Raw genomic sequence first — 20,575 nt, forward strand, 5'->3', positions numbered from 1 at the left:
GGCCCCGGGGCTCTCCCCCGCCCGGCGGAGGCGGATCGTCGCCGGGCAGGAGGTGCCGGGGGCCTTCCCCGCGGGAGCCTGATCGCATGACGCAGTCGATCGCTCCCGCTCCCGCCGTCCGTGCCGACCGCCCCCGGCGGATTCTCCGTGCCGTCGCCCTCGTCTCCTGCGTGCCCTACCTCGCTCTCAAGGCCGCCTGGATCGCCGGGAGTCACCTCGGAATCCCGCCGGGGAGCCCGCTGCTGGACGACCGCCTGACCGTGGCCGTCGTCAACGGGCTGTCGATGCTGCTGGACAGCGCGGTGATCGTGCTGGCGCTGGTGCTGACCCGGCCCTGGGGGCTGCGGGTGCCCGCCTGGCTGCTCGCGTTCCCCGTGTGGGTCGCCACCGGGTTGCTCGCACCGATCATGGCCGGGTTCCCGGCGCAGCTGGTGGCGAGGGCGTTCGGCGGCGGCGGAGGCTCGTCGGCGGGCCGGGAGGCCTTCCTCGACGAGTGGGTGTTCGCCGTCGTGTACACGGGGTTCATCGCGCAAGGGCTGGCCCTCGGTGGCCTCTTCGTGCTCTACGCGCAAGATCGCTGGGGGCGGTTGTGGCGCGGGCGGCTGGGGGACCTGCCCGTCGGTGCCCTCGGTCCGGCCCACCGGGCCCTCGCCGTGGCCGCCGCCGTGCTCGCCCTGCCGCCGCTCACGCTCCACGCCCTCTGGGCCTGCGGTGTCTCCTCCGGGCTCAGCGAGGGCCGGGCCGCGGACCGGGGCGGTGACTTCCACGTCCTCGAGGCGCTGTACGTCGTCTTCCTCCTCGCGGCGGTCGCCGGCGTCGTGCTGATGGCCTTCCGGCGCGGCCGGGCGCTTCCCGTGTCGGTGCCGCTCGGTCTCGCCTGGGTGGGGTCGAGTGCCGTGGCCTGCTGGGGCGCATGGCTGTCGCTGGCCTCCGTAGGGGGCGTGACCGACCTCGCCGACCGCCCCACCCCGCTGATGAACCTCGCCTACGCTGGCCAGATGCTCGTGGGCCTCCTCGTCGCCGCCATCGGCGCCTACCACCTCGCGGAGCGCTCGGCCGAAGCCGCGCGGCGGGCGGCGTGAGCGCGGTCGCGCGATCGCTGTTCGGCCGGCGGGCGCGCCTGCGCTGGATCCACCTGATCCTCGGCGGTGCGCTGGCCATGCCGTACGTCCTCGTCGGCTCGGTGGTCATCGGCCCGGCCGCCGGGGCCACGGACGTCTTCGGCTCCTTCCCCCTCCAGCTCGCCTCGTTCGGCGTGGGCCTGCCGCTCGCGGCCGTCACCTCGCTGTTCCCGCTCACGCGGCCGCTGGAGTCCGCCGCCGTGCGCTGGCTGTGCGGTGTGGACGAGGACCGGCTCGCGTTCGGGCCGGCCGGGACGCGGGGCGAGAAGGGCCGGACCGCGGCCTGGTTCACGCTGCATCTCGGGTTCGGCGGCATCATCGCGGGGATGTCGCTGGCGCTGCCGCCGTTCGCCGTCGCGCTGATCGTGCTGCCGGTCCTCGCGGGACTGCGCGACAACCGGCTCGGGCTGCCCGAGGCCTTCGACCACACCTGGGTCCTGGCGCTGGCCCCGGTCGCCGGCGTGGCGTCGCTGATCGCCCTCGCCGGCTGCGCGGCAGGCTGCGGCGCGCTGCTGGCCCGCTGGGCGCCCCCGCTGCTCGGCCCCACGCCGAGGGAGCGGCTCGCAGCCGCCGAGGCCCGCGCCGCCGACCTCGCGGTGCGCAACCGGCTGGCGCGGGAGCTGCACGACTCCGTCGGCCACGCCCTGAGCGCGGTCACCCTCCAGGCGAGCGCGGCCCGCCGGGTGCTCGACTCCGACCCGGCCTTCGTCCGCGAGGCCCTCGCCGCGATCGAGGACACCACCCGGCGCACGGTCGGTGAACTCGACGCCGTCCTGGGCGTGTTGCGTGACGGCGGCGCCCCCGGCACGGCCCCGGCACCCACCCTGGCCGCCGACCTCGACGGGCTGCTGCGCCGCACCCGGGCGGGCGGACGGCGCGTGACCGCCACCGTGGGCGCCGACCCGGAGGCGCTGCCCCCGCTGCTGTCCCGCGAGGCCTACCGCATCGTGCAGGAGGGGCTGAGCAACGCCCTCAGGCACGCCGGTGAGCGGGCCGCCGTCGAGGTACGGATCGCGGTGGCGGACGGGGACCTGGAGATCACCGTGGAGAATCCGGTGACCGGCCCGGCGCCCTCCCGCACCGGCGGCGGCCACGGGCTGCGCGGTATCGCCGACCGGGCCAGGCTGCTGGGCGGCACCGCGACGGCCGGACCGACCCCGGCACAGACCTGGCGGCTGCACGCCCGCCTGCCGATGAAGGGACCCCTATGACCCGCCCGGCCACCGTCCGTGTCGTCCTCGCCGACGACGAGCGCATGGTGCGCACCGCGCTGCGCGCCATCCTCTCCGCGGAGCCGGACCTCGAGGTGGTGGGCGAGGCGGCCACCGGCACGGAGGCCGTGTCGGTCGTCCGGGAGCTGCGGCCGGACGTCGTCCTCATGGACGTCCGGATGCCGGAGATCGACGGGATCCGCGCCACCGAGCAGATCCTCGCCACCCTGGACGAGCCGCCCCGGATCGTCGTCGTGACGACCTTCGAGAACGACTCCTACGTGTACGACGCGCTGCGCGCCGGAGCCGCCGGGTTCCTGCTGAAGCGGGCGGACGCCGACGCGCTCGTGCAGGCGGTCCGGCTCGTCGCGCGCAGTGACAGCCTGCTGTTCCCGGCGGCCGTCCGCACCCTCGCGACCGAACACGCCCGCGCGCACCCGGCACCGCCCGCGTGGGTGGCGAAGCTCACCGGGCGCGAGCGGGAGGTGCTGCGGCACCTGGCGGAGGGGCTGACCAACGCGGAGATCGCGCGCCGGATGGAGGTCGGCCCGGCCACGGTGAAGTCGCACGTCGCGGCGGTGCTGGCCAAGACCGGCACCCGGGACCGCACACAGGCGGTGATCGCGGCGTACGAGGCGGGCTTTCTGAACGGCGGATGAGAAAACCGGCGCGTCGGATGAGAAACAGGACGGACGGGAACGATCCGCCCGGTGTGGCTCGTCCTCCAGTTCGGAATGAACAAGACGATCAGGCGCGCTTCGGTCTTCGCACTGCTCCTGGTGTTGGCTCTGCTGGTCAGGGCGACCTGGGTGCAGTTCTACGAGGGCCGGGCGCTGGCAGACGACAAGGACAACCGGCGGAACGCGATCGAGACGTACTCGGCGCCGCTCGGGAACATCATCGTGGGCGGCCGGTCGGTCACCGGCTCGACGCCGACGAAGACGGGCGACCTGAAGTACAAGCGGACGTACACGGACGGCCCGCTGTACGCGGCGGTCACGGGATACGCGTCGCAGGCGTACGCCCCGACTCAGCTGGAGGGCATTTACACCGATCTGCTCAACGGCACGGACAGCCGGCTGAAGTCCGTGATGGACACGCTCACCAACCAGCGGGCCGAGCCGGGCAACGTGGTCACGACCATCGACCCGGACGTGCAGAAGGCGGCCTACGAGGCGCTCGGCGACAAGAAGGGCGGTGCCGTCGCCATCGACCCGAAGACGGGGAAGATCCTCGCGGTCGTGTCGACGCCGTCGTACGACCCCTCCGCGCTGACCGATGCCAACACGGCGGGGGCGGCCTGGAAGAAGCTCACCTCGGACCCGGAGAAGCCGCTGGTCAACCGCGCGCTGCGGCAACCGCTGCCGCCCGGCTCGACGTTCAAGCTGGTCGTGGCCGCGGCCGCGCTGGAGGACGGGCTGTACTCGTCGGTGGACGAGCGGACGGACAGCCCCGACCCGTACACGCTGCCGGGCACCAGCCGGGAGTTGTCGAACGAGAACCCGAACGCGCCCTGCACGAACGCCACGATCCGCACGGCGCTGGAGTACTCGTGCAACAACGTCTTCGCGAAGATGGCCGTGAAGCTGGGCCAGGACAAGGTGAAGGCGATGGCCGACAGGTTCGGCTTCGACGACGACCAGCTGGACGTGCCGGTCCGGGCCTACACCAGCGTGTACCCGTCGGACATGGACCCGTCGCAGACGGCCCTGACGGGCATCGGCCAGTTCGACGTCACCGCCACGCCGTTGCAGATGGCCATGGTGTCGGCGGCCCTGGCCAACGGCGGCAAACTGGTCTCGCCGCACATGGTTGCGCAGATCACCAACAGCGGCGGTGATGTGCTGGAGGACTACGACGACGACGCGGGCTCGAAGGAGATCGTCAGCTCCTCGACCGCCGAGCAGTTGCAGTCGGCGATGGAGACGGTCGTCGACAAGGGCACGGGCACGAACGCCCAGGTGCCGGGCGCGACCGTGGGCGGCAAGACGGGTACGGCCCAGCACGGCGAGAACAACAGCCAGGTGCCGTACGCCTGGTTCACGTCGTTCGGCAAGTCCGACTCGTCGGGCAAGGAGGTCGCGGTGGCGGTGGTCGTCGAGCAGTCGGACGCGGCCCGCTCGGAGGTCAGCGGCAACGGCCTCGCGGCGCCGGTCGCCAGGGCGATGATGCAAGCGGCGCTCAAGGACTGAACCTCGGCCGCCGATAAGCCGTCTGTAGAGACGAGACGGGCCGCCCCCCTCCCCCCGGGGGCGGCCCGTCATCGTTACTTCGCTCCCAGGAGCTGCTCGATCGGGTCGATCGCGAAGTACACGAGGAACAGCGCCGAGGTCCCCCACAGCAGCCAGTGCACCTCCTTCGCCCTGCCGAGCACGGTCTTGATGACGACGTAGGCGAGGAAACCGGCTCCGATGCCGTTGGTGATGGAGTAGGTGAACGGCATCACCGCGATGGTGAGGAACGCGGGGATGGCGATGTCGTAGCGGTCCCAGTCGATGTGCTTGACCTGGGTCATCATCAGGAAGCCGACGGCGACCAGGGCCGGGGCGGCCGCCTGGAGCGGGACGATGGTGAGCAGCGGGGTCAGGAACAGCGCGAGGCCGAACAGGCCGCCGGTGACGAGGTTGGAGAAGCCGGTGCGCGAGCCCTCGCCGACACCGGCCGCGGACTCGATGTAGGAGGTCGCCGAGGAGGCGGAGGCCGCACCGCCCGCGACCGCGGCGGCTCCGTCGATGAGCAGCACCCGGCCCAGGTTCGGGACCTTGCCGTCCTCGTCGAGCAGGCCGGCTTCGGCGCTGATGCCGACGACCGTGCCCATGGTGTCGAAGAAGTCGGACAGGATCAGCGTGAAGATCAGCAGGACGACGGTGACGACACCGACGCCGGGGGCGCTGAAGGCGCCGAACAGGTCGAAGTCGCCGATGAGCCCGAAGTCGGGGGCGTCGACGAGCCGGTCCGGCCAGGAGGGTGTGGTCAGCCCAGGACTTGATGTCGGCCAGCGAGTTGATCAGGATCGCCAGCGCGGTCATGGTGACGATGCTGATCAGGATGGCGCCCTTGACCTTGCGGGCCAGCAGTCCGATCGTCAGCAGCACGCCGAGGCAGAAGACGAGCATCGGCCAGCCGGCGAGGGTGCCGGTGCCGCCCAGCTGGACGGGCACGGTGGTGTTCGCGGCATCCGGGATGCGGCTGACGAACCCGGCGTCGACGAAGCCGATGAAGGCGATGAACAGGCCGATGCCGACGCTGATCGCCTGCTTGAGCGGCTGGGGTATCGCGTGCATGACGGCCTCGCGCAGACCGGTCACCACCAGCACGCAGATCAGCAGGCCTTCGAGGACGATCAGGCCCATGGCGTCGTCCCAGCTCATCAGCGGGGCGATCTGGAAGGCGACCACGGCGTTCAGGCCGAGTCCGGCGGCGAGCGCCAGGGGCAGGTTGCCGCCCACGCCCATGATGATCGTCATGACCGCGGCGACCAGGGCGGTGGCGGTGGTGAGTTGGACGGCGTCCAGCTGGTGCCCGAACTTGTCCTTCGCGCTGCCCAGGATGATGGGATTCAGGACAAGGATGTAGGCCATCGTGAAGAAGGTGGCGAAGCCGCCGCGGATCTCCCGGCCGAAGGTGGAACCCCGCTCGGAGATCCGGAAGAACCGGTCGACGCTGTTCGCCCCGGGTTCCTTGGTGGGTGGCCGGTCGGTGACCTGCTGCGGTTCGGACATGGCGCGTGCTCCTCGGTGCCTGGGTGATCGGTGTGCGGATGCTGGCCGGATTGTGCCCGCCCTGAACCCCGTTCAGGTTTTCTCCGTGTTACGGAATCGGAGTCCGGCCCGTCATACGCCGTTCGAAGCTCCGTACGAACCGTTCGACGATCGCTGCTACGCTTCCCGATCGCGTCCGGGTCTCCCCCGGATGATCACATGTCATCTGCATGACAGCCACAGGGTGCCCCGGACGGGAGCGCCCGCAGCCGCTGCGAGGAGAGGTCGCCCGTGGGCACAGTCGTCGACGACGCCGCCTCCGTGGAGTTCCACGCCTTCTTCGAGCGCCACTACGCCGAACTGTCCCGTCTCGCCCACCTCCTGACGGGCGAGGCGGACATCGCCGACGATCTGGCGGCGGACGCGTTGCTGGCGCTGTGGCACCGCTGGGACCGGGTGCGCGCGGCCGACCATCCGGTGGCGTACGCGCGCGGGGTGGTCGCCAACCTGGCCCGAACCCGCATCCGCAGTGCGGTGCGCGAGCGGCGGCGCATCGCCCTGTTCTGGTCGCAGCGCGAGGAGAACACCGAGAACCCGGACGTCGCGGGTGTGGTCGACGTGCAGGAGGCGTTGCGCAGGCTGCCGTTCCGCAAGCGGGCGTGTGTCGTGCTGCGGCACGCGTTCGACCTGTCGGAGAAGGACACGGCGCTGGCGCTCGGGGTGTCGGTGGGTACCGTGAAGAGCCAGACCTCGAAGGGGATGGCCGAACTGCAGCGGTTGCTGGGACCCCAGGGAGCGCCGCAGCGGATGCACGTGACGCTGGGCGCTCCGCACTGCTCGCCCGCCGTGGAGGGCGTGCGCACCGGTGAAGGCGGAGGGAGGGACCGATGACCATGCGGCGGGACGTGCACGAGGAACTGCGCACCCGGCTGCACGAGGCGGCCGTGACGCACGAGCCCGACCGGGAGCGCATGCTGGCCCGGATCGAGCGCGGCATGGCCGGTCCGGCCGGTTCAGGCCACCGGGCGACGCGTCCGCCGGTGGTCGGCTGGATGCGGGTGGTCGGTGCGACGGCCGCGGTCGCCGGTGTGCTGGCGGTGGGCGGCTACGCGGTGGCGTCCGCGGTGAAGGAGGAGACCGCCCCACGTCGGCAGGAGGTGGCGACCTCGCCGACCCCCGCGCCGTCCCCCGAGGCGACGAGCCGGGCCCCCGTGCCTCCGCCTCCCGAGGAGCCGACGCCGAGCAGCCCGCCGGAACGCCGCGAGTCCGGCCCGCCGCCGTCGAGGACGCCGAGCACCCCGGCCACCGAGCGGGCGCCCGCCACCGCCGAGGACGGTCCGCTGTGGTCGGACGGCTCGGTCGACCCGCACAGCAACGACTTCTGGGCGCAGAGCAACATCACCCTCAAGACCCGTGAGCAACTGACCGCGCTGAGCGTGCGGTTGCAGGTCGCCCAGACCGGCGGGGTCTCCGACGCGGGCGCCTGGCGCTCCCTGCCGGAGGAGGACTTCGTCCTCACGGTCGCCGAGCGGGACGGTTTCCTCGTCTACACCTGGACCCTCAAGAAGGGCCGTACGGTCCCGGCGGGCGAGTGGGTGTTCGCCGGCCAGTACGGCCACGCCCGCGGCGGCCGTGACGCGGGAGAGGACGCCTACGCGGTGACGGCCACCGCCGGTTCGCGACAGCTGTCGGTGGGCGGCGGGTTCGCCGCCGTGGCCGACGGCGACGGCGACTCGTGAAAAAAACCTGAAGAGGCGGCAACCCTTTCTTCACCGGTGACGACCACAAGACGCAAGAGTCACCCCCCCCTTGAGGAATCGGTACATGACTGCACCAGCAGAACAGCGCGTCCGCCACCGCCGCAGTGTCACCAAGCGGCGGGCGGTGATCGCCGCGATGTCCGCTGTCGGCATCACGGGAGCGGCGATCGTCACCACGTCGATGCTGTCGACGGCGGGCGCCGCGTCCTCCTGGCCCACGGACAAGGGCAAGACGCCCGTGTCCAAGACCATCCCGGTCTCCGGTGTGCGCGACGGCGGCATGAAGATGTTCTACGGCACCGGCGCGCTCGGCGGCGGCAGCCAGGACGAGGGCCAGGACCCGCTCTTCGAGCTGGCCGACGGCGCGGTCCTCAAGAACGTCATCATCGGCACCCCGGCCGCGGACGGGGTGCACTGCAAGGGCAGTTGCACCCTGCAGAACGTGTGGTGGACGGACGTCGGCGAGGACGCGGCCAGCTTCAAGGGCAAGTCCTCGTCCGCGGTGTACAAGGTGATCGGCGGCGGCGCGAAGAACGCCGACGACAAGGTGCTGCAGTTCAACGGCGCCGGCACGCTGAACGTGTCGGGCTTCCAGGTGCAGAACGCCGGCAAGCTGGTCCGCTCCTGCGGCAACTGCAAGACGCAGCACAAGCGCACGATCGTGCTCAGCGACATCGACGTGACGGCGCCGATGAACTCGATCGTCGGGGTGAACGCCAACTACGGCGACACGGCGACGCTGTCGAAGATCCGTATCCACGGCGACAGCAAGAAGAAGATCAAGACGTGTGTGCGCTTCGAGGGCAACAACACGGGCAAGGAGCCCAAGGAGCTGACGCCGCCCGGCCCGGACGGCAAGAGCTGCCTGTTCAAGGCCTCCGACATCAGCTACCAGTAGGGCCTGCCCCTTTGTGACTCCGGTTGGCCCTGGTCCCCCCTCGGGCCGGCCGGATGCCGGGTCTCCGACCCCCCAGTCGGACGTCCCGGCACCTCGGCCCTCCGGAGCCCCCCTCCGGACGGCCGGACGGTACCGGTCGAGCCCCCCTCGACCGGTCGGCAGGACGCCCCCGCCGTTTCGCACCGGCGGGGGCGTCGCCCTGCGTGCGGGCGTGCCGCGGCGAGCTTCTAGTTCATCGTCGAGCCGACGGCCGTGGAGCCGGTCGTCAGGAACGTCGTCGCGGGCAGGGACCCGTCCGCCCGGCGGGCTCCGTACGCGCCGGCCGCGTCCGTCGACCTGAAGGGCGGGGTGGCGACGCCGCTGTCCCAGGTGTTGCCGGCGGAGACCGTGGCGGTGCCGAGCCGCGCCGGGCCGGCCTTGTCGCCGACGGCGAGGTTCTTGCCGAGCCGGGCCTTGCCGGTGGCGAAGGAGAAGCCGTTCTCGGCGTTGGCGTGTGCGGTGTTGCGGTTCAGGGCGATGGCCGCGGTGTTGGAGTTCTCGGTGAAGCCGTGCAGCCTGTTGTCCCAGGCCGCGTTGTCGTTGACGACGTGGGCGGCGGACGCGCCCCCGCCGCCCAGCTTGAAGCCGTTGCCGTTGCCTTGGAAGGCCGTGTCCTTCCAGCGGTTCTCGCCGTTGCCGAAGGCCCAGGAGTGCTCCATGGTGACCGGCGAGGAGAACTGCCACAGGTCGAGTCCGTCGTCGGAGTTGTCGTACAGCCGTGCTCCGGTGATCCGGTTGCCGGTGCCGGAGCCGAACTTGACCGCGATGCCGTCGGCGTTCCGGCCGTGACCCGCCGGGTCGTAGTTTCCGTGGCTGTCCAGGTTCTGCACGAGGTTGCCGATGGTGCCGTCGCCGCGCAGGGTGAAGCCGGAGTCGCCGTTGTCCGCGGTGACCAGGTTCCTGAAGATCCCGCCGACGGAGGACGTGGCGACGAAGCCCTGGGCCGGGGAGTTGACGAAGGCGAGGTCCTGGACGGTCCAGTGGTCGCCGTTGATGTCGGCCAGCCAGGAACCGGCGGGCAGCTCGGACCCGTCGATCCGTACGTTCTCACCGCCGTACGCCCGCAGGGTGATGGGTGCGGAACCGGTGCCGTTCGCGGTGGATCTGAGGGTGGCGGCCGGGTGGTAGGTGCCGCCGCGCACCTGGATCACGGTGCCGGCGGTGGCGTTCTTCACGGCCTTTTCGAGCTGGGCGGCGGTGGAGACGGTGACCGTCGTCGAGGCGGCCCGGGCGCCGCCGGTCGACAGCCCGAGGTAGACGCCGCCGGCCCCCGCGGCACAGGCCACGGCAGCGGCGATGGAGAGCGTACGGGTCCTGCGGTGGCGTCCGGTGCTCGGTAGCACGGAGCGTTCCTTTCCTGGAGGGCCGGGGACGGAAACGGTCCGGAGGGGCCCGCTCCGGCTCGTTTCCGTCCACCAGTCGCCGCCGCGCCGCAAAGGGTTGCCGCCGTCCCGGCGCCGGTGGCCCCGGCGTTCCGAAAGTTTCGGAACCACCGGCCTCACGCACACCCGTTGACGCCCTGCGTCCCTCCGGTGAAACTCCGAGGGCCGCTATCCAACAGAATCCCCCACACTCCGACAGGAAGTGTCATGCGCTCCCGCATCGCCCGCACGCTCCTGCTTCCCTTCCTGGCCCTGACCGGCCTGCTCCTGACCCTCCTCACGGCGCCGCCCAGCACCGCAGACCCCGGAGCACCACCCGTGAAGCACAGCAAGTACGCCGGCTACCTCTTCGCCTACTTCACCGGCGAGGGCACCGCCGACGGCGAGCAGATCCGCTACGCCCTCAGCCGCGGCAACGACCCGCTGCACTGGCGTGAACTGAACGCCGGCAAGCCGGTGCTGACGTCCACGATCGGCGAGAAGGGCCTGCGCGACCCGTTCGTCATCCGCTCCCCCAAGGGCGACAAGTTCTACCTGATCGCCACCGACCTGCGGATGTACCGGAACTCCAGCGGCAGCTGGGACCAGGTGCAACGGCACGGCAGCAAGTCGATCATGGTGTGGGAGTCCACCGACCTGGTCCACTGGACCGACCAGCGCCTGGTGAAGGTCTCCCCGGACAGTGCGGGCAACACCTGGGCCCCGGAGGCCTACTGGGACGACGAGCTCGGCGCCTACGTCGTCTTCTGGGCGTCGAAGCTGTACGCCGACGACGACCCGGACCACAAGGGCAGCACGTACAACAAGATGCTGTACGCGACCACCAAGGACTTCCGCACCTTCAGCGAGCCGAAGGTCTGGAACGACCCGGGCTATTCGGTGATCGACTCCACGGTCGTGAAGTACAAGGACGAGTACTACCGCTACACCAAGGACGAGCGGGACCCCAGCTCCTCCAGCCCCTGCTCGAAGTTCATCACCGGGGAGAAGTCCACCTCCCTGACCTCGACGACGTACGACTTCGTGGCCGACTGCATCGGCAAGGGAGCGATGGACCGCGGCGAGGGCCCGACGGTGTTCAAGTCGAACACCGAGAAGAAGTGGTACCTGTTCATCGACGAGTACGGCGGCCGCGGCTACGTCCCCTTCGAGACCACCGACCTCGCCTCCGGCAAGTGGACCCCCTCGGAGAACTACCAGCTCCCGGCGAGCCCCCGGCACGGCACGGTCCTGCCGGTGACGCAGAAGGAGTACGACCGTCTGCTGGCCGCCTACCCGGCCACGCCCACCTCGGTCGTGGACGCGACGGCGAAGCACCAGAAGGGCTACTCGATCGTCACGGACAGCACCTCGAAGGTCGTCCTGCCCCTGAAGCCGGACGCCGATCTGCGGGGCCTCGCCCCGAAGCTGTGGGTCGGCGAGGGCGCGAAGCTCAGCCCGAAGTCCGGCACCCGACGCGACTTCCGCAAGCCGCAGACGTACACCGTGACGGCCGCCGACGGCACCCGGCGCACGTGGACGGTCGAGGCGGTCCGCACCCGCAGCCCGATCCTGCCCGGCCTGAACGCCGACCCCGACGTGCAGTACCTGAACGGCCGGTACTGGATCTACCCGACGACGGACGGCTTCCAGGGCTGGAGCGGCACCAAGTTCAAGGCGTACTCGTCGAGGGACCTGGTCCACTGGAAGGACCACGGCGTCATCCTCGACCTCGGGCCGGACGTGAGCTGGGCCGACAAGAACGCCTGGGCCCCCGCCATCGCCGAGCGGAACGGCAAGTACTACTTCTACTACTGCGCCGAGCAGCAGATCGGTGTGGCGGTGGCGGACTCCCCCGCCGGCCCCTTCAAGGACGCGCTCGGCAAGCCGCTGGTCGCCAAGGGCGGGTCGCTGAAGGGCCAGATGATCGACCCGGCGGTCTTCACGGACGACGACGGCCAGGCCTACCTGTACTGGGGCAACGGCCGTGGGTACGTGGTGCCGCTGAACGACGACATGGTGTCGTACGACGCGTCCCAGGTGCGGGACATCACCCCGGACAACTTCCGCGAGGGCTCCTTCGTGATCAAGCGGAAGGGCACGTACTACTTCATGTGGTCGGAGGACGACACCCGCAGCGAGAACTACCACGTGGCGTACGCGACGGGGCCGTCCCCGCTCGGCCCGTGGACCAAGCGCGGGACGATCCTCGAGAAGCGGCCCGAGTACGGCATCCTCGGCACCGGCCACCACTCGGTGGTGAACACCCCGGGCACCGACGACTGGTACGCCGTCTACCACCGCTTCGCCCTCAACGGCCCCGGCAGGCCGGGCGGCGACGGCATGCACCGGGAGACGACCATCGACCGCATGGAGTTCGCGGCCGACGGCAGCATCAAGCCGGTGGTGCCGACGCTTGAGGGGATCAAGCCGGTACGGCGGTGACTCTCACAGGACGTCGTCGAGCCAGCTGACGACCTCGTCCTGCATCGCGTGGGTGAAGACGTGGCCGAACTCCGGCCAGGTCTTCACCCGTATCCGCTCCTCGGCGTGGTGCGAGCGCCAGACGGCACGCAGCTTGTCGTGCGCGACCCGCACGCCGCCGGCCGGGAACAGCGGATCGAGGCCGCCGTGGAAGAACAGCATCGGCCGGGGTGCGGCGATGCTCGCCACGTCGGGGATGTCGAGGTGCCGGGCCAGGCCGGGGTGGAGCATGTAGTACGCCGACTGCCCGCGCAGCGTGTTGTTGCCGGGCACCATCATCTCCTTCAGGCCGGTCATCCAGCAGACGCTCGCCGCGGCCGCGACGTGGTCGCTGAGGGCGGCGGTCTGCCAGGCCCGGTAGGCGCCCATGGAGAAGCCGACGGCCGCGACCCGCCCGGCGTCCACCCGGTCGAGCCCGGCCAGGAAGGCGGCGGCCCGCTCGTCCTCCCGGGCCATCAGCCCGGCGAGCGAGGAGCCGAGGTGGTAGAGGCTGGACGCCAGGGCCTGCTGCTGCTCGTAGGCGACAGGCCCGCGGTCACCCCAGCCGAGCGCGTCCAGACACAGCACCACATAGCCGCGCCGGGCCAGTTCGTCACCGACGAACCGCCCGCTGAAGTACGTGCCGGCCCACGCACGGGCGGACGCGAGCCGCGTGTCGTCGTACCAGGGCCGGACGAGTTTCTCCTTCCCGATGTCGAACCTGGCGCCGTGGTCGTGCAGGAGCAGCACGGCGGGGAAGGGCCCGCGGCCGTGCGGGGTGAGCAGGGCGCCGCTGACCCGTCCGTAGCGGGTGAGGGAGACGGTCACCAGCTCGCGGGTGTAGTCCCGCGTCCGGGAACGGCCGGTGAACTCCGGCGCGTACGGCGTCCCGTCCTGCCGCTCGACGAGGAGGTGCTCCTCGACGGTGGCCCGGGCGGTACGCCGCCAGGCGCGGACGTCGCGGATCGGGGAACGGCCCCAGGCGAGCGGGAAGGTCAGGGCGTCCTTCAGGGCCGGGTGGAAGTCCGGCAGCGGTCCGTCCACGACCGCCGCCTCCGCCCCGCTCACCGCTCGCCCGCCCGGCGGCACGGCCCCCGGCCCGGGCACGGACGTCCGTCCCCCCAAGGGGTCATGGGCACGCCGCCTTCCACGGCTCCCAGCCGCCGAGCCAGTCGGCGCGGGTCGCGGACCGGGCCTGCCGGGCGGTGAGTTGGGGCCGGTTGGCCGGGACCGTGATGTGCGCGCCCGGCCCGGTGTTGCGGTACTCGGCGAAACGCTGGGCCTGCCACGGGTGGGCATCCGACATGGTGGCGTAGGGCGCGACCGCGTCGATGCCGGGACCGAGCCGGGTGTCCCGCACGGTGAGCATGGGGCGGGCGGTGGTGTCGGAGCCGGGCACCCAGGGCCGGGCCAGTTTGTAGTGGCCGGCGGGTGCGTCGCCGCTGACGCGGCTGCGGGTCACCAGGTAGCCGAGCGGATTGGCACCGGCCGTCGACGGCGCGAAGACGAACCCGTAGGGCGCGCCGGCCAGGTCGGTCCGGGACAGGGTCTCGAAGTGGCACCGTTCGAAGACCGCGGTCGCCCGCCCGAAGACGAAGTCGACGTCGCCCTCGGCATAGCAGTGGGCGAAGTACTGGCGGGCGAAGGTGCCGAGGGCCGTGGAGTCGGCGTACAGGGTGTCCTGGTGGCCGAGGAACCGGCAGTGGTGGAAGGCGGACCGGTCGCCCTGGACCTTGAGGGCGACGGCCTGGGTGCCGGTGATCCCGGGGTGGTCGGCGCGCAGCCAGTCGTTGGCGAAGGTGATCCAGCGGGCCGTGAAATCGTCGGCCTGCACCGTCGTGGTGGCCGAGCCGGTGGTGCCGTAGGTGCCGCCGCCGGGCTTGGGGGTTCCGGCCGCGTTGTCGTACACGATGACCACGTCACGGGGGTTCTCGCTCGCCCCGATCCAGGTCGTGCCCGTGCGGGCGCGGTCGACGGCGACCGTCTCCCGGTAGGTGCCGGGGGCGATGACGAGGGTGTGCCCGGCCCCGTTCGCCGCGGCCACGGCGTCCCGGACGGTGGTGACGTCACCGGCGCCGCCCGGGTGCACGTACAGCGTCCGGGGCGTCAGGCGCGCGGCGGGTGAGCCGAACCGGCCGAACGGACGCGGGCGGCCGTAGGCCCGCGCGGGGGCCGAGGCCGAACCGAGCGCGGCGCCCGCTCCGGCGCTGACGGTCAGGAATCCTCTTCTGGACAGGGGCATGCGGGTGCTCCTTCGATGGCGCTGCGGGAGGGGCCGGGGCGGGCGCGTCCCCGGGCTGGGGGACACGGTGGGGGCCGCCCCGGCCGGTCACCAGGTCAGCAGATCCGGTCCGCGCCGGCCTTCCGGTCGACGATCTGCGGCACGGCCTTCGGCGAGTCGACCTTCGTACGCAGGGTCGGCTTCCAGCCCGCACCGGACGTCAGGATCTCGCCGGGAATCTCCGCGTTGTGCACGGCGATGAGGTCGGTCCGCCTGCCGTTGACGTAGTTGTTCTCGGCGGTGAGCGGCGCCTCCTTCCACTTCTTCAGGGTCTTGCCGGCGCCTACTCCGGCGGGCAGCGAGAACGCGTTGTCCGTGGCGTACAGCTGCGAGGAGGCGCCGATGCCGAAGGTGTAGGCGTACGCCTGGTCCTGGGTCACCACGAAGTGGTTGTTGTACGTGTCGACCTGACCGAAGCGCACGCGCGGGGCCCGCTCGACGATGCCCTCGAAGCGGTTGTGGTGCAGCGTGACCTTGAGTTTGCCCGTGTCGTCGGCGGCCGCGCTGTCGCTGTTGCCGATCAGCATGGTCTTGTCGTGGTTCTGGAAGGAGTTCCAGGACACCGTCACGAGGTTGGCGCCGCGCACGATGTCGAGCAGGCCGTCGTGCTGCTGGTAGACCTTGCCGAAGTAGGCCGGCAGGCTGCTGTCGGGGTAGCGGCCGTCGGTGAGGGTGTTGTGGTCGATCCACACGTGGCTGGAGCCGTACACCACCACGCCGTCGTACTCGGAGTTCCAGGCGCCGGTCTTGTTGTCGTCAGTTGGGTCCCACTGCGGGAAGCAGTCGATCGGGGCCTCGAGGGTGAGGTTGCGGACGATGACGTTGTCCACGCCCTTGATCTGGAGGCTGCCGCCGCGGATCCCGGAGCCCTTGCCCACACCCACGATGGTGGTGTCGGCGGGCACGCTCGCCTTGATGGTCTTGTCCTGCGCGGCGGCGGACGCGGCCCGCAGGTCCTCCTGTTCACCGCTGACCGGCTTGTCGTGGCCCCAGACGGCGGGGTCGTAGGCGGCGAGGTACTTCTGAAAGTCGTACCCCTCGGCCGCGAACGCGTCACAGCCCTCGGAGACGGCGTCGATCACCCCTTTCACCTTGATGATCCGGGGCGCGGACCCGCCGTCCTTCAGGGCGGCCCGGAACTGCTCCCAGGTGGTGACGGTGTAGACGTGCTGCGCGTCGGCCCCTGCACCGCCGGTGGTACCGGTGCCGTGGGAGGCCCACCCGTCGCCGGCGCCGAGGGTCTGCCGGGCCACGTCCCGCGGCTGGGCCTGGGCGCCGGTGCCGCTCAGGGACAGCACGAGGGCGGTGCAGCCGACGAGCACGACGGCTCTCGTCATGGCATGATCATGACACTTGCGTACGTTCATGGTGCGGCTCTCTTCCTTCTTCGAGGGGGCTAGGCGGCGGAGTCCGGCCAGCTGATCCAGGACTCGGGAATCCGCTCGTCCAGGCGCCGTACATCACGCGGCCCGAGCACCCGGGTCCGCAGCGACTCCCGCGCCACGCGCCGGGCCACCTCGATGGCTCCCGGCGGGTTGAAGTGCGTGTTGTCCTGCTCGGTCGCGGTCCAGTTGAAGTACTTCTTGGTCTCCTCGACCCCGAGCCGCTGCCACAGGGCGAGGGACAGCGCCTGGATGTCGAGCAGGGCGACCCGCTCCTCGGCGGCGAGCGCCCGCATGGCCGCCGGGTACTCCCCGTGCGTCGGCAGCGCCTTTCCGGCGGCGTCGAACCGCCGCCGCTCCACGGAGGTGGCGAGCACCGGCCGTGCCCCCCGCGCCCGGGCCCCGTCGACGTACATCCGCAGGTACTGCTGGTACGTCGTCCAGGGCTCGGTGTACCGGGTGGGGTCCTCCGCCTTCTCGTCGTTGTGGGCGAACTGGATGAGAAGCAGGTCGCCGGGCCGGATCACGGAGAGAATCCCCTTCAGCCGGCCCTCGTCGACGAAGCTCTTCGAGCTCCGCCCGTTCACGGCGTGGTTGGAGACGGCGAGCCGGAAGCTCTGCAGGAAGAACGGAATCGCCATGCCCCACCCGGTCTCGGGCGCGGCACCGGCGTATTTCTGCGCGGCGGTGGAATCACCGGCGATGTAGAGCGTGGGGGTGCGACGAACACCGGCGTGAGCGGTACCGGACATGGAGAACGCCAACGGCACAGCGGCCGCGGCAACAGCAACCTGTCTACGACTGAGAGACACGCGGAGTTCCTTTCAATGGGGGGATGTCCAACCGCAGGGACGCGGGGAACTGCGCGACCAGCCGGGGACGGCCCGCACCCTGCGGACCACGGGCCGCCCCACGGCCTTTACCGGAGCTACGCGTTCCGCTGGTTCCACTCCTCCTGCGCGGCGTTCAGCTGCTCGGCCATCGTGTCCAGGAATTCCTTCGCACTCATCTTCCCGAGCAGCACCTTCTGGAAGTTCGGCTCGTTGTCCGCCTTGGAAATGGTGTTCCAGTCCGGCAGGTAGTACGGCAGCTGCACGATCGTCGTCGACCCGTCCGACAACGCGTCAGCGGCCAGCTTCGTGGGCTCGGCCTTCGAGATCCAGGCGTCCTTCGCCGCGTCCGTGTTCGACGGCACCTGCCCCGCCGCCTCGTTGAACTTCGAGTTCTCCGCCTTGGACGTGGCGAACTCGATGAACTTCCAGGCGGCGTCCTTGTTCTTGCCGCTCTTGAACAGGCCCAGCCCGTCGACCGGGTTGGAGACCTGCACCCGCTTGCCGCCGGCACCGATCGGCTGCGGGATACCGCGGAACTTCTCGACGCCCAGCGCCTTCACATGGTCCTGGTACGACCCGAGGTTGTGGTTGAGCATCCCGATCGTGCCGGAATCCCACTGCGCGACCATCTTGGTGAAGTCGTTGTTGAGGTCGGCGGCCGGAGTGACCTTCTTGTACAGCGCCGCGTACTTCTCCAGCGCCGCCACGTTCTTGGGGTCGTTGACCGTGGTCTTCTCACCACTAGAATCCCAGAACGACGTGATTCCGGACTGCCCGTACATGGCGTCCAGCGCCTGGGCGATGGAACCCGCACCGCCGCGAATGGTGTAGCCGAACTCGTTCTTGCCCGAATTCGTCAGCTTCCGAGCGGCCTTGTAGAACCGCTCCCACGTCGTGGGCTCTTCGAGCCCCGCCTTCTTGAACAGATCGGTGCGGTAGTACAGCACACCGTTGTTCGCGGAGGTCGGGATCGAGTACAGCTTGTCGTCCCCGCCGCCGGCGGCCTTCAGCGACTCGACCATGTCCTTGTTGAGCTTGCCGTTCAGCGACGACTTCCCGAGCCGCTCGTCGAGCGGTTCCAGCGCGCCCTGCGCGGCGAACCCCGCGAGCATCGCCGCGCCCACGCCGCCGACGTCCGGCAGGCCGCCGCCCCGGAGGGCGGTGTCGACCTTGGACTGGTACTCGGTCGAGGCGATGCCGACGTACTCGACCTCGATGTCCGGGTTGGCCTTCTCGAAGTCGGCGATGATCTCCTTCCAGCTCTCGGTCCGGACACCGCCGTTGTTGTCCCAGAAGACGATCTTGCCCTTGCCGCTGCCGTCGGCGCCCTTGTCGCCGCCCGCCCCGCTGCCGTCGTCGCCGCAGGCGGTCGCGGTCAGCGCGAGCACGGCCCCCAGGGCCACGGCGGCCGAGGTCCGGCGCCCGCCTCTGCTGCTGGTGCGATTGCTGATCTTCATTGGTCGGCTCTCTTCTTCTGGATCCAGCGGAACTTGAGGGTGTGTGGGGGATCAGCGGCGGGTGTGCGGCGCCCAGCCGTCGCTGCCCGCCAGGTAGGCGGTGACGGTGTGGGAACGCGCGTCCCGGTCGCTCATCTGCGGACGGTCCGGGGTGATCGCGGCGCCCGGGCCGTGGTTGCGGTACTCGGTGAACCGCGCGTCCTTCCACGAGAACCCGCTCATGTCGGTCCAGGGCGAGGACTTGACCGCGGCAGGCAGCCGGGTGTCCCGGATCAGCACCTGGGCGACCGCGTCCGGCTCGCCGCCCGGGTGCCAGGGCCGCCCCAGGTGGTAGGTCCCTGCGGGGGCGTCGCTGACGATCTTCGACCGGGTGATCAGGAACCCGTACGGGTTGCCCTTCCACGTCGACGCCGCGGTGATGTAGCCGTTGTTCGAGTCCGAGCCGCGGTTCAGCGCCCGGATCACCGACCGCTCGATCACCGTCGTGGCCCGGCCGTAGACGAAGTCGACGTCGCCCTCGATGTAGGAGTCGCGGACGTAGACCCGGCTGACGGTGGTCAGCTTGGGACTGTCGGTCATCAGGGTGTCCTGGTTGCCGAGGAACGCGGTGTCCTCGAAGACGATCCGGTCGCCGGTCGTCTTCATCGCCAGGGCCTGCTCGCCCTTCAGCTCGTGCGCGGCCTCGTCGAAGTCGTTGCTGAAGGTGAGGTTGCGGGCGGTGACGTCGTTCGCGGCGATCCGGACGGTGGCACTGCCCGTCGACCCCCCGTACTCGGCGGGTGTGTCGAAGACGATCACGGTGTCCGAGCGGTCCCGTCCGGTGCCGCGCAGCTCGATGTGCGGCTTGCTCGCGGGGATGAACACCTTCTCGCGGTAGGTGCCCGGCGCGACGGCGATGGTCAGCGGGGTGTCGTTGCCGTCGGGGACGGCGTCCACGGCGGCCTGCACGGTCGGGTAGTCGCCCGGGACGTGCAGGGTGACCGGCCCGCCGATCCGCTTCTGCGGCCCGGAGAACCGCTTCACCAGTGCGGGCACCGCGGCGGCCGGGTCGAGCCGGTAGGTGTAGAACTCCCGCGGGTCGAACGCCGTACCCCAGGCGTCGTGCCGGCCCGTGGTGTTGCGCAGGATCGACCCGCGCTGCACCAGCTCGGCGCTCGCGTCCGCCTGGTAGGGGTGCTGGACGCCGTCGTAGAAGCTGTTCTCGATGACCATCTTCGTCCTGCCGCGCGACCAGTTGCCGTACGTCCAGACCGGGTCGCCGTCGGACAGCTGCGCGGACAGGTAGTTGTTGTAGAGGTGCGCGTAGGCACAGTTGTCGGCGGACGGGTTGCGCTGCTTGGTGCCCCGGAACCAGTTGTGGTCGACGGTGATCTGCGTCGTGACGTTCGGGGTCCAGCCGATGCCGAAGGTCTTGTTGTTGTCCGTGAACTGGTTGTGGGAGACGGTGACGTACTCGCTGTCCTTGCGGATGTCGAGCTGCCCGTCACAGATCCGCGAGAACCGTATGTGGTCGATCCACACGTGGTGGGCGGTGTCCAGGCGGATGCCGTCGTAGTCGGTGTCCTTGCAGTCCCAGTTGCCGTCGATCGCCGTGTCGCGGATGGTGAGATTGCGGATGACCACGTTGTGCGTGCCGGGGTCGAGGGTGAAACCGCCGTGCACGATCTCGGCCGTGTCGCTCACGCCGATGATGGTCTTGTCCGAGGCGACGGGTATCTCGGTGCCGAAGGGCTCCATGGTCACGGCGCCCTGGACGCGGATGACGTACGGCTCCTCGGCCGCCGCGTACTTCGCCAGGGCGGCCTGGTCGGTGACGGTGACGACCTTGCCGCCCGCCCCGCCGGTGGTGCCGCCGGCGAGGGAGGCGAAGCCGTGCGGCCGGTCGGTCCAGCGGTCGGCGGCGGGATCGGACCGCGGTGAGGGGACGGCCCGGGCGTCCCCTATCGTGCCGAGGCCGAGCGCGGCGACCAGGCCGAGTACGGCGGCCACGATCCTGCCGTGCCCCGGTCTCGACAAGCGCTTGCTACGGAGGTGCGTCATTGCGGCTCCCAACAGGCGTACGACGTCA

At 70.7% G+C, this 20,575-nt stretch carries 15 protein-coding genes and 1 pseudogene; 8 read left to right on the forward strand and 8 right to left on the reverse strand.

The window, feature by feature from the left end:
- The first annotated feature begins 86 nt into the window (after positions 1–86).
- From ACFY9E_RS33285 to ACFY9E_RS33300, 4 genes are all read left to right on the forward strand, one after another.
- Complete coding sequence (locus ACFY9E_RS33285) at positions 87–1,082, forward strand: hypothetical protein (protein ID WP_390990454.1); 996 nt, start codon at positions 87–89, stop codon at positions 1,080–1,082.
- Positions 1,079–2,332 carry a histidine kinase gene (locus ACFY9E_RS33290; RefSeq protein ID WP_390990456.1) on the forward strand — a complete coding sequence of 418 codons (1,254 nt, stop codon included), beginning with the start codon at positions 1,079–1,081 and terminating at the stop codon, positions 2,330–2,332. The genes ACFY9E_RS33285 and ACFY9E_RS33290 overlap by 4 nt, the downstream gene beginning before the upstream one ends.
- Positions 2,329–2,991: a response regulator gene (locus tag ACFY9E_RS33295; protein ID WP_390990459.1), complete on the forward strand. Its 663-nt coding sequence runs from the start codon at positions 2,329–2,331 to the stop codon at positions 2,989–2,991. The genes ACFY9E_RS33290 and ACFY9E_RS33295 overlap by 4 nt, the downstream gene beginning before the upstream one ends.
- Positions 2,992–3,066: 75 nt before the next feature.
- Entirely contained in the window at positions 3,067–4,524 is a 1,458-nt protein-coding gene (locus ACFY9E_RS33300; RefSeq protein ID WP_390990907.1) for a penicillin-binding transpeptidase domain-containing protein, read from the forward strand.
- Positions 4,525–4,598: 74 nt separating this feature from the next.
- Here ACFY9E_RS33300 and ACFY9E_RS33305 read toward each other — a convergent pair.
- Positions 4,599–6,054 (reverse strand): annotated as a pseudogene (locus ACFY9E_RS33305) (NCS2 family permease).
- Between the two features lie 270 nt (positions 6,055–6,324).
- Between ACFY9E_RS33305 and ACFY9E_RS33310 the strand changes: the two are divergent.
- The 3 genes from ACFY9E_RS33310 (at position 6,325) to ACFY9E_RS33320 (ending at position 8,691) form a co-directional block, all read left to right on the forward strand.
- The gene (locus ACFY9E_RS33310) at positions 6,325–6,924 is read left to right on the forward strand and encodes a SigE family RNA polymerase sigma factor (RefSeq protein WP_390990461.1); all 600 of its coding nucleotides are present in this window, start codon (positions 6,325–6,327) and stop codon (positions 6,922–6,924) included.
- Positions 6,921–7,772, forward strand: a complete 852-nt coding sequence (locus ACFY9E_RS33315) for a hypothetical protein (RefSeq protein ID WP_390990464.1) — start codon at positions 6,921–6,923, stop codon at positions 7,770–7,772. Before ACFY9E_RS33310 ends, ACFY9E_RS33315 begins: the two co-directional genes overlap by 4 nt.
- 85 nt (positions 7,773–7,857) lie before the next feature.
- Positions 7,858–8,691, forward strand: coding sequence for a pectate lyase (locus ACFY9E_RS33320; protein WP_390990467.1), 834 nt, complete (start codon positions 7,858–7,860; stop codon positions 8,689–8,691).
- Between the two features lie 227 nt (positions 8,692–8,918).
- Here ACFY9E_RS33320 and ACFY9E_RS33325 read toward each other — a convergent pair whose 3' ends face one another.
- Positions 8,919–10,073 carry a pectate lyase gene (locus ACFY9E_RS33325; protein WP_390990470.1) on the reverse strand — a complete coding sequence of 385 codons (1,155 nt, stop codon included), beginning with the start codon at positions 10,071–10,073 and terminating at the stop codon, positions 8,919–8,921.
- A 246-nt stretch (positions 10,074–10,319) separates the two neighbouring features.
- Between ACFY9E_RS33325 and ACFY9E_RS33330 the strand changes: the two genes are divergently transcribed.
- Complete coding sequence (locus ACFY9E_RS33330; protein WP_390990473.1) at positions 10,320–12,536, forward strand: family 43 glycosylhydrolase; 2,217 nt, start codon at positions 10,320–10,322, stop codon at positions 12,534–12,536.
- Positions 12,537–12,539: 3 nt separating this feature from the next.
- On the opposite strand, the gene ACFY9E_RS33335 is transcribed toward ACFY9E_RS33330, so the two are convergent.
- The 6 genes from ACFY9E_RS33335 to ACFY9E_RS33360 all read right to left on the reverse strand — a co-directional run bounded on the left by ACFY9E_RS33335 (position 12,540) and on the right by ACFY9E_RS33360 (position 20,547).
- Positions 12,540–13,679: a dienelactone hydrolase family protein gene (locus ACFY9E_RS33335; RefSeq protein ID WP_390990476.1), complete on the reverse strand. Its 1,140-nt coding sequence runs from the start codon at positions 13,677–13,679 to the stop codon at positions 12,540–12,542.
- Positions 13,680–13,683: 4 nt separating this feature from the next.
- Positions 13,684–14,796 (reverse strand): pectinesterase family protein, encoded by a 1,113-nt coding sequence (locus ACFY9E_RS33340; RefSeq protein ID WP_390990479.1) that lies wholly within the window; start codon positions 14,794–14,796, stop codon positions 13,684–13,686.
- Positions 14,797–14,891: 95 nt separating this feature from the next.
- The gene (locus tag ACFY9E_RS33345; RefSeq protein WP_390990482.1) at positions 14,892–16,202 is read right to left on the reverse strand and encodes a polysaccharide lyase family 1 protein; all 1,311 of its coding nucleotides are present in this window, start codon (positions 16,200–16,202) and stop codon (positions 14,892–14,894) included.
- Between the two features lie 29 nt (positions 16,203–16,231).
- On the reverse strand, positions 16,232–17,029 hold the full coding sequence (locus ACFY9E_RS33350; protein WP_390990485.1) for a GDSL-type esterase/lipase family protein: 798 nt from the start codon (positions 17,027–17,029) through the stop codon (positions 16,232–16,234).
- A gap of 116 nt (positions 17,030–17,145) precedes the next feature.
- Positions 17,146–18,507, reverse strand: coding sequence for an extracellular solute-binding protein (locus ACFY9E_RS33355; RefSeq protein ID WP_390990488.1), 1,362 nt, complete (start codon positions 18,505–18,507; stop codon positions 17,146–17,148).
- A 51-nt stretch (positions 18,508–18,558) separates the two neighbouring features.
- A complete protein-coding gene (locus tag ACFY9E_RS33360; RefSeq protein WP_390990491.1) occupies positions 18,559–20,547 on the reverse strand; it encodes a pectinesterase family protein in 1,989 nt (662 codons plus the stop codon).
- Between the last annotated feature and the right edge of the window lie 28 nt (positions 20,548–20,575).

It is taken from the genome of Streptomyces sp. NPDC012466 (assembly GCF_042955215.1).
GTDB lineage: Bacteria > Actinomycetota > Actinomycetes > Streptomycetales > Streptomycetaceae > Streptomyces.